This is a genomic window from Brevundimonas abyssalis TAR-001 (assembly GCF_000466985.1).
GTDB lineage: Bacteria > Pseudomonadota > Alphaproteobacteria > Caulobacterales > Caulobacteraceae > Brevundimonas > Brevundimonas abyssalis.
Genome location: NZ_BATC01000085.1, coordinates 1 through 8,728 on the forward strand (window position 1 = coordinate 1; position 8,728 = coordinate 8,728).

Here is an 8,728-nt window from a genome sequence, read left to right on the forward strand (position 1 = left end):
TCGGTTGAGGCGGAATCGCTTCGCGATTCCGCCGATGCCGTGAATCAGGCTCTCGCAATATGCTGGACCGATTTCGGTCTAGCGCCCGCCCTCGCCGACGCCGTGCGGCACCGGCGTCCAGTTGCGTACAAACGTCTCCAGCAGACGCACCGAATAGCCCACCGAGGCGCCGGAGCCGTCCCAGGCCACGCCCGCGATGTCCAGATGCGCCCAGGGCGTCTCGGGATCAACGAAGGCGCCGACGAAATGGGCGCCCGTTCCCGCGCCGGGTCCGCCCGACCCGGTGTTGCGAAGGTCTGCCACATTGGAGGACAGACGCCCCTGATAGGTCGGGTGCAGCGGCAGGCGCCACAGGGGCTCGTCGGCCGAGCGCCCCGCCGCGATCAGTTGATCGGCCAGGGCGTCGTGACGGCTGAACAGGCCCGCATAGTCGCTGCCCAGGGCGCCGCCGACCGACCCCGTCAGGGTGGCCACATCCACGATGGCGGCCGGGTCCAGCCGCGCTTCGGCGTAGGACAGGGCGTCCGCCAGGACCATGCGGCCCTCCGCGTCGGTGGAGCCGATCTCGATGGACAGCCCGTTCATGGCCGTGACCACATCGCTGGGCCGTGTGGCGTTGGGCCCGGGCATGTTCTCGGCCAGGGCGGCGATGGCCACCACATGCACCGGCGCGCCCTGCTGGGCGAGCGCCAGGGTCGCACCCATGACGCTGGCGGCGCCGGACATGTCCATCTTCATGGCGCCCATGCCGCCGCCGGTCTTGATGTTCAGCCCACCCGAGTCGAAGGTGATGCCCTTGCCGGCCAGCACGATGGGCTGGTCTGCAGACCCGGCGCCGCGATAGCGCACGATCATCATGCGCGGCGGCCGCGCCGATCCCTGCCCGACCGAAATGATGGCGCCCATGCCCAGCTCTTCCATCTGGCGCTCGTCCAGCACCTCGATCTGAACGCCGCGAATCCCGGCGAAGGCTTCGCGCGTCCGCTCCACGAAGGTCTCGGGGTAGATGACGTTGGGCGGCTCGTTGGACAGGTCCCGCGCCAGAGCCATGCCGTTGATCACGCCCATGCCCTGCGCGTCGAAGAGGGTCTGGGCCGCGGGAGCGATGAAGGTCAGGGCCGAGGGCTCGGCGCGTTCCGCGCGGCGGCCATAGCCGGCGAAGCGATAGGCCGACACGCCCGCGCCGGTGGCCACCCGCGCCGTCACGGCCGGATCAAGACCCTCGGCCATGATCGACACCGCGCCGGTCTCGCCCGACAGGGCGCGGGCGAGGGTCGCGCCCAGGGTGAACTGGTCCGCTTCGCTGATGTCGCCCGGCGCGCCGACCACCACGATCTGGCTCCAGTCGCCGATGCCCCGCAGGGTCAGGCTGTCGCGGACGCCATAGCCGAAGGACGCCGACGTCAGCGCCCGGGCTACGGCTGCACGCTCCGCGTCTCCCAGGGCGGCGCCGCGCTGCGCAAGATCACCCTCGGCGCCCAGCAACAGCACCAGCGCGCCCTGGTCGGCGGGCTGGGCGGCGAAGGCGATGGGCCGCTCGGCCTGGGCGGCGGGCACGGCCACCACAAGGCTGGCCAGGGCGGTGAAGACGGCGAGACGGCGCATGCGGATTCCCCAAGGATATATTGTAACAGCGAGCCACTATGAGCGGGCCGGTTTCCCGCCGCAAGCATGCCCGATCGCTTTCGCCGGCATGGCAATTTTCCACCCTGAGAAGGGATTGAAGGTGGCCTTCAGCGCATGAATTTTCTAGGCTTATCGCTTCGTCGGCCTTCCATGTCCGGCCGACGGATGGGGTCGATGATGAACTATGTGAGCACCCGGGGCGGGGCCGCCCCGACCACCTTCCGCGATGCGCTGCTGCGCGGCATGGCGCCCGACGGCGGGCTCTACATGCCCGCGCGCTGGCCGACCCTGAGCGCGGGCGACCTCCGCGCCGCCGCCGCCCGTCCCTATGTTGATCTGGCCGCCGACATTCTTGGGCTGTTCGCGGGCGAGTCCCTGCCCCCTGCGGCGGTGCGCGCCGCCGCCGACCGCCTGACCGGGACCTTCCATCACGCCGCGATCACGCCGCTGGTCCAGTTGGAGCCGAACCTGTGGGTGCTGGAGCTGTTCCACGGCCCCACCGCCGCCTTCAAGGACCTGGCCATGCAGATGATGGCGGTCATGACGGACGCCGCTCTGGAAGGCACGGGCCAGAGATTGCTTCTGCTGACGGCCACCAGCGGGGACACCGGCGCCGCCGCCGTGCGCGCCTTCGCGGGAGCCGAGTCCGTGGATCTGGCCGTGCTGCATCCGCTGGACCGGGTCTCGCCGGTCCAGCGTCGCCAGATGACCACCGTGGACGCACCCAATGTGCTGAACTTGGCGGTGCGCGGCGACTTCGACGACTGCCAGCGGCTGGTGAAGGCCATCCTGGCCGACGAGACCCTGCGCGAGGGCCGCCGGGTCAGCTCGGTCAACTCCATCAACTGGGGCCGGCTGGCGGGTCAGGTCCCCTATTACGTCGCCGCCGCCTCGGCCCTGGGCGCCCCGCACGTGACGCCGCGCTTCGTGGTCCCCACGGGCAATTTCGGCGACGCCTTCGCCGGCTGGGTCGCGCGCGCCATGGGGGTTCCCCTGACCCTGATCGCCGCAGTCAACCGTAACGACGCCCTGGCCCGCGCCCTCAACCACGGCCGTTACGAGCGCACCGCCGCCAATCCCACCGCCAGCGTCAGCATGGACGTGCAGGCGCCCTCCAATTTCGAGCGCTTGCTGTTCGAGGCCACAGGCCGCGACGCTGACGCCACGCGTGGATTTTTCGAGACCTTCGCCCGCGACGGCGCGGTGGATCTGGCGCCCGACCTGCTGGCCGCCCTGCGCGCCGACGCAGCCGCCGTGTCCATCGACGAGGATCGCACCCGCGCCGAGATCGCCCATGCGTGGAAGGCCTATGGCCGGGTGATCTGCCCCCATACCGCCGTGGCCCTGGCGGCGGCGCGGGACATGGCGCGCGAGGGCGGGCCGGTGGTCGCCCTGTCCACCGCCCATCCGGCCAAATTCCCCGAAAGCGTCGCGCCGGTGCTGGGCTTCGAGCCGCCGGTCCCGCCCGCCCTGGCCGCCATCACGGGCGGCAAGGAGCGCCTCACCGTCATCGATGCCGATCTGGACCAGGCGCTGGATGCGGTGAAGGCCCTCTAGGCCGGGGCCAGTCCGTAGTCCGCCGGGCTCGCCGCGCGGTGGAAGGCGATGCGCGCGAAGAACGGCGCGGGATCCTTGGGCGTCACCAGCCAGTCGGGATCGTGGAACAGCTGGTCGTGCAGCCGGGTCAGGGTGAAACGCACCGCCGAGGCCGCGCCCAGAACCGGCAGGGCCTCGACCTCCGCCCGCTCCAGCCGCCGCCCCTGCTCATAGCCGCGCAGGAACGCAGACAGCACCGCCTCATCCGGGCGTCCTTCGGTGTCAAAGCCCCAGGCGTTCAGGGCGATGGCCAGATCCCAGACCCAGGCGCCCACATGGGCGAAATAGAAGTCGATCACCCCGCCGGGCCGGTCGCCTTCGTACAGCACATTGTCGGGGAAATAGTCCGCATGGATCGCCCCTGACGGCAGGCCGTCGGGCAGCAGCGGCTCCAGCCGGTCCAGCTCGGCGACCAGCGCCTCCAGCATCCGTCGGCTGTCGCCCGCCGCCCGGTGATCGCATTTCTCGGCCAGCAGCCGCCACTGGGCCGGGCCCACGGGGTTGGCGCGGCGCCCGGCGAAGTCCGCCGCTTTCAGGTGCAGGTCCGCCAGCAGCCGCCCGCCCGCCGTGGCCTGAACCGCCGTGGGCGTGTGCAGCCCGGCGCCCTGAAGCCACTGGATCACCGCCGCAGGCCGTCCGTTCAGCCGGCCGATCCAGTCGCCGGAAGCGCCTCGCACCGGCCTCGGCGCGGCGAAGCCGCGTCCGCCAGATGGTCGGTCAGGCCCAGGCAGAACGGCAGGCCCGCCGCGTCGGTGCGCCGCTCGAACAGGGTCAGCACATGGCGTCCGCCCGCCGTCTCGATGCGGTAGTTGGTGTTCTCCACCCCTTCGGCGATGGGCGCGATCTCGCTCAGCGCGCCGAGCCCGTAATCCGCGATGAAGGCGCGGGCCTGATCCGGCGTGACGGGGGTGAAGACGGCCATTCAGAGACCTTGGCGAATTCGCACGATGTCGGAAAGGTCCGCCAGCACGCTTTCGGCGGTGGCCCAGCGTCCCGCGCCGCGTCCCTTGCAGGTCCAGACCCGGCCGTCCTGACCGTAGACCTTGAGCGCGTTGCGCTCGCCTTTCAGGTCGTGGAACACCGGGTCCAGGTCGGACTCCAGCGCCACCCGGGCTTCCAGCTTGCCGCCCCTGGCGTGGCAGGCGCCGATCTGGCGCACCCCCCGGCGGCCCAGCGGCGCGTCCGGTGACAGGGCTTCCAGCGGCAGGTCCTGCGGCGCCTCGCCGAAGGCCTCATAGGCCAGCAGCCGCACCTTGGCCGCGGAATCCAGACCTTCCAGATCCGACGAGGGATCCTCTTCCGCAAAGCCCGCCGCGCGCGCCGCCGACAGGGCGTCGTCGAAGGCGTCGCCCTCGGCCAGCCGCTCCAGCATGAAGTTGACCGTGCCGTTCAGCACCGCCTCGAACCCGGCCACGGGCCCGGCCGCGCGGGCCAGACGCAGGGTCTCGATCATGGGAGATCCGCCGCCCACCGCCGCCGAATAGGCCAAGCGCGCGCCGGTGCCCCAGGCCAGATCGTTGAGGCCGGCCGGGTCGATGCTGATGGCCTGCTTGTTGGCGCTGACCACGTCCAGACCCTTGTCCAGCGCCGCGCGGATCAGGTCGTGCCCGGCCTGCCCCTCGGACATGGCCTCCAGCACCACGTGGGGCTTGCTGGCCAGAAGGTCGTCCTGCGCGGCGGTGAAGAGTTCGGCGGGACAGGCGAAGTCACGCGGCTTGGCCGGATCGCGCACCAGCACGCTGACCACCTCGAAGCGCGGATCGTTCAGCAGCCGCTTGAGCAGGCCGCCGCCCACCACGCCTGCGCCGGCCACAGCCACGCGAACGGGCTGATAGGGTTTGGCCGGATGGGGCGCATCCTCGGCGTCGCCCACCACGGTGGCGGCGGCGCGGCCAAGGGCGGCCACCTCGATCTCCACCCCCCGGGCCTGGCCCAGGTCGATGGCGTCGCGCTGGACCAGCGAGCCGCCCAGCCGGCGCGCCGTCTCCCAGCTCGCCCGGTCATAGCGCAGGGCGCCGTCGGCGTTGTTGGGGTCGCGGTCGTAGAGGCCGTCCACATCCTTGACCAGCCTCACCGTCTTCAGCCCCAGCTCGGCGGCGAGGAAGGCGGCGGTCAGGTCCGTGCCGCCCCGTCCCAGCAGCACCACCCGGCCCTCGCCCGTCACCGCGCCGAAACCGGGGACCACCACCACCTCATGGTCCTCCAGCGCCTGGCGCAGGCGCGCGTCGTCCAGCGAGCGGGGATGGGCGTGCTCCGGCTCGCCCTCGGCCACGAGGCCAAGCTCGCGCACCGTCAGGGCGACCGCGTCCAGACCCACCCGGTCGCAGGCCAGGGCGGTCAGGGCCGCCGCCTGCTCCTCGCCCTGCACCACATAGGCGGGGGCCAGCAGGTTCTCGTGGGGCAGGCCCAGCTCGCGGGCGTGGCCCAGCAGACGATCCGTCTCGCCGCCGAAGGCCGAGACCACCGCCACCACGCGGCGGCCCTGACGCACATGGCCGTAGATCTCGGACGCCGCCGCCGGGGTGTCCTGCGGTCCGTGCAGCACCGAGCTGCCGAACTTCAGCACCACCACCTCGCGGCCCCCGGCGAGGGCGGGCCGGGGCGCGGGTTTGAGTTTGTCTTCGGGTTTGAGAAGGACGGCGACGGACATGGTGTGGACCTCGGAAATGCGAAAACCCGCCTCGGGCGACCGGGGCGGGTGGTGGGTTGTGCGAACCTTTGCCGGATGCGCGCTAACCGTTCCCCGCCCGAATGGGCATGGTGGTGGTGGTGGCCATAATGGTCGTACCGAGGCCGCCGGACACGGGGCCGCCCTGACGTCCGGAGACGGTCATGGAGGCGATCGACAGGGTCGTGACGTGGGACACCGTGAGGGGTCTTTCGAGCTTCGGTTGGCGGCGAACCTGACCGATGAGCCGCCGGACGTCAACCCCGATTTGGTGAAATAGTGCGCCGTTGTATCGCTATACGCAATGAACATTCCATGACATCGGGACACACCTCATAAATAGGGATGATTATTTCACTTGACGAACGTGTGAGCTTTCCGCAGGATTTCCGGGCTCATCAAGACCGGTCGAGGGATAGGCCCTTTGACGCCGGGGCAACCTCGGGCTTTCGCCCGAAAGGTGCCAACTCCTGCGAGAGCCTTCGGGTTCGCGAGAGATGAGTGGAAGCCCCGTTCCATAGGGGTTCCACGGTCTGTCAGCAGCAGTCTCGATGAGCGGGACGATTGCGAGACGACCGACAAATGACCACCGCCCTGGCCGAAAAGACGTTCCTCGACACCGACCCCGTGTGTCGTCCCGCGCGCAAGTCCTTTGCGCCGATCCTGCCTGCGCGCGACATCATCGTTCCCATTCCCGCCGATTTCCGACTGGCGTCCGGCGAAGCCCTGACCGATCCGGTGATCCGCGCCCGCCTGCAGGGCCGCCCCGACGCGCCGCTGGTGATCGTGGCCGGCGGCATCTCCAGCGGCCGGTTCGTGCACCGCACCGAGACCAACGGCTCGGGCTGGTGGTCCGGCGCGGTGACGGCGGGCGGCCCCATCGATCTGGACCGCTTCCAGGTGCTGGCCTTCGACTTCGCCCCGGACGGCCCCACCGCGCCCGCCACGCCCCTGACGGTCACCACCGGCGATCAGGCCCGGCTGCTGGCCCTGCTGCTGGACCATCTGGAGGCGCCGCGCGCCGCCGCCTTCGTGGGCTGCTCCTACGGCGGCATGGTGGGCCTGGCCTTCGCCGAAGGCTTCCCCGAGCGTCTGGGCCAGCTGGTGGTGATCTCCGCCGCCCACCGTCCCCATCCCTTGGCCACCGCCTGGCGCGGGGTCCAGCGCCGCATCCTGCAGCTGGCGATCGAGGCCGGGCGTCCCGAGGACGGGGTGGCGCTGGCCCGCGAGCTGTCCATGACCACCTACCGCACGCCCGAGGAGCTGGACGCCCGCTTCGACACCGTCGCCCCGGAGCGCGCGGGCGGCCGCTATCCGGTGTGCGACTATCTGGGCGCGCGGGGTCGGGCCTATCCGGCGGTGATGACCGCCTCGCGCTGGCTGACCCTGTCGGACTCCATCGACCGCCATGCCGTCACGCCCGAGGCCATCACCACGCCCGCCACCCTGATCGGCTTCACCAGCGACCGGCTCGTGCCCATCGACGACATGCGCGAACTGGCCGCCCGCCTGCCCAACCTGTTCCGCCTCGTGGAGGCCCCCTCCCTCTACGGCCATGACGCCTTCCTCAAGGACGCCTTCGTCGCCGACGTGCTGACCACCGCCCTGAAAGACATCGACCAATGACCCACCGCCCCACCGATCCCCGCACCATCGCCGCGCGCACCGGCGTCGACCAGGATTCGGCCCACGGCTCGGTCATGCCGCCGCTGTACCTGTCGTCCAACTACTCCTTCGCCGGGTTCGACCAGAAGCGGCAGTACGACTACAGCCGCTCGGGCAATCCGACCCGCGACGTGCTGGCCGAGACCCTGGCCGAGCTGGAAGGCGGCGCCGGCGCCGTGGTGGTCTCCACCGGCATGGCGGCGGTGGACCTGGCCTTCTGCTCGCTGGAGCCGGGCGACCTGCTGATCGCGCCCCACGACTGTTACGGCGGCACCCACCGACTGCTGTGCGCCCGCGCCCGCAAGGGCCATTTCGAGGTGGCCTTCGTCGATCAGGGCGACCCCGAGGCGCTGGAGCGGGCCCTGACCCTGAAGCCCAAGCTGGTCTTCGTGGAGACGCCCTCCAACCCCCTGATGCGGGTGGTGGACGTGGCCGACATCTGCCGCCGCGCCCACGCCGCCGGGGCCAAGGTGGTGGCCGACAACACCTTCCTGTCGCCCGCCCTGCAACAGCCCATCAAGCTGGGCGCCGACTTCGTGGTCCACTCCACCACCAAATACATCAACGGCCACTCCGACGTGGTCGGCGGGGCGGTGATCGCGGCCGACCCGGCGGACCACGAGGCCCTGTGCTGGTGGGCCAACTGCACCGGCGTGACGGGCTCGCCGTTCGACGCCTATCTGACCCTGCGCGGGGTGCGCACCCTGTTCGCCCGCATCGAGCGGCAGCAGGCCACCGCCGGCGCCGTGGCCCACTTCCTGGACGCCCATCCGGCGGTGAAGGCGGTGCACTGGCCCGGCCTGAAATCCCACCCCGGCCACGCCCTGGCCGCGCGCCAGCAGACCGGCCCCGGCGCCATGCTGGCGTTCGAGCTGAACGGCGACGTGGACGCCGTCCGCGCCCTGGTCGAGGGGCTGGAGATCTTCACCCTGGCCGAGTCCCTGGGCGGCGTCGAAAGCCTGATCGCCCATCCCGCCACCATGACCCACGCGGCCATGACCCCCGAGGCGCGCCAGACCGCGGGCATCACCGAGGGCCTGCTGCGCCTGTCGGTGGGGCTGGAGCATCAGGACGACCTGATCGCCGACCTGTCGCGGGCCCTTGAGGCGGTGTCGGTGGCGACCGCGGAGCGGGCGGCGGCGTGAGCCACCCCGTCCGCTCATCCCGGCGAAG

The 8,728-nt window shown here is 71.1% G+C and carries 6 protein-coding genes, 1 pseudogene and 1 riboswitch; of the genes and pseudogenes, 3 read left to right on the plus strand and 4 right to left on the minus strand.

Features of this window, described 5'->3' with window-relative positions:
* Positions 1-78 precede the first annotated feature (78 nt).
* Positions 79-1,605 (minus strand): leucyl aminopeptidase family protein, encoded by a 1,527-nt coding sequence (locus MBEBAB_RS13995; protein WP_021698640.1) that lies wholly within the window; start codon positions 1,603-1,605, stop codon positions 79-81.
* A 195-nt stretch (positions 1,606-1,800) separates the two neighbouring features.
* On the opposite strand from MBEBAB_RS13995, the gene thrC reads away from it, so the two are divergent.
* Positions 1,801-3,183: a threonine synthase gene (thrC, locus tag MBEBAB_RS14000; RefSeq protein ID WP_306302042.1), complete on the plus strand. Its 1,383-nt coding sequence runs from the start codon at positions 1,801-1,803 to the stop codon at positions 3,181-3,183.
* Here thrC and thrB read toward each other — a convergent pair.
* The 3 genes and pseudogenes from thrB to MBEBAB_RS18160 all read right to left on the minus strand — a co-directional run bounded on the left by thrB (position 3,180) and on the right by MBEBAB_RS18160 (position 6,089).
* Positions 3,180-4,144, minus strand: a pseudogene (thrB, locus tag MBEBAB_RS14005) (homoserine kinase). The gene thrC and the pseudogene thrB sit on opposite strands and share 4 nt — an antisense overlap.
* Entirely contained in the window at positions 4,145-5,872 is a 1,728-nt protein-coding gene (locus MBEBAB_RS14010; RefSeq protein WP_021698643.1) for an amino acid kinase family protein, read from the minus strand.
* Between the two features lie 82 nt (positions 5,873-5,954).
* Positions 5,955-6,089: a hypothetical protein gene (locus MBEBAB_RS18160; protein ID WP_021698645.1), complete on the minus strand. Its 135-nt coding sequence runs from the start codon at positions 6,087-6,089 to the stop codon at positions 5,955-5,957.
* Between the two features lie 193 nt (positions 6,090-6,282).
* A riboswitch (SAM riboswitch) is annotated at positions 6,283-6,394 on the plus strand.
* 78 nt (positions 6,395-6,472) lie between these two features.
* On the opposite strand from MBEBAB_RS18160, the gene metX reads away from it, so the two are divergent.
* Positions 6,473-7,516, plus strand: a complete 1,044-nt coding sequence (gene metX, locus MBEBAB_RS14015) for a homoserine O-succinyltransferase MetX (protein WP_021698646.1) — start codon at positions 6,473-6,475, stop codon at positions 7,514-7,516.
* Positions 7,513-8,700 (plus strand): cystathionine gamma-synthase, encoded by a 1,188-nt coding sequence (metB, locus tag MBEBAB_RS14020; protein ID WP_021698647.1) that lies wholly within the window; start codon positions 7,513-7,515, stop codon positions 8,698-8,700. The genes metX and metB overlap by 4 nt, the downstream gene beginning before the upstream one ends.
* Positions 8,701-8,728: the final 28 nt, after the last annotated feature.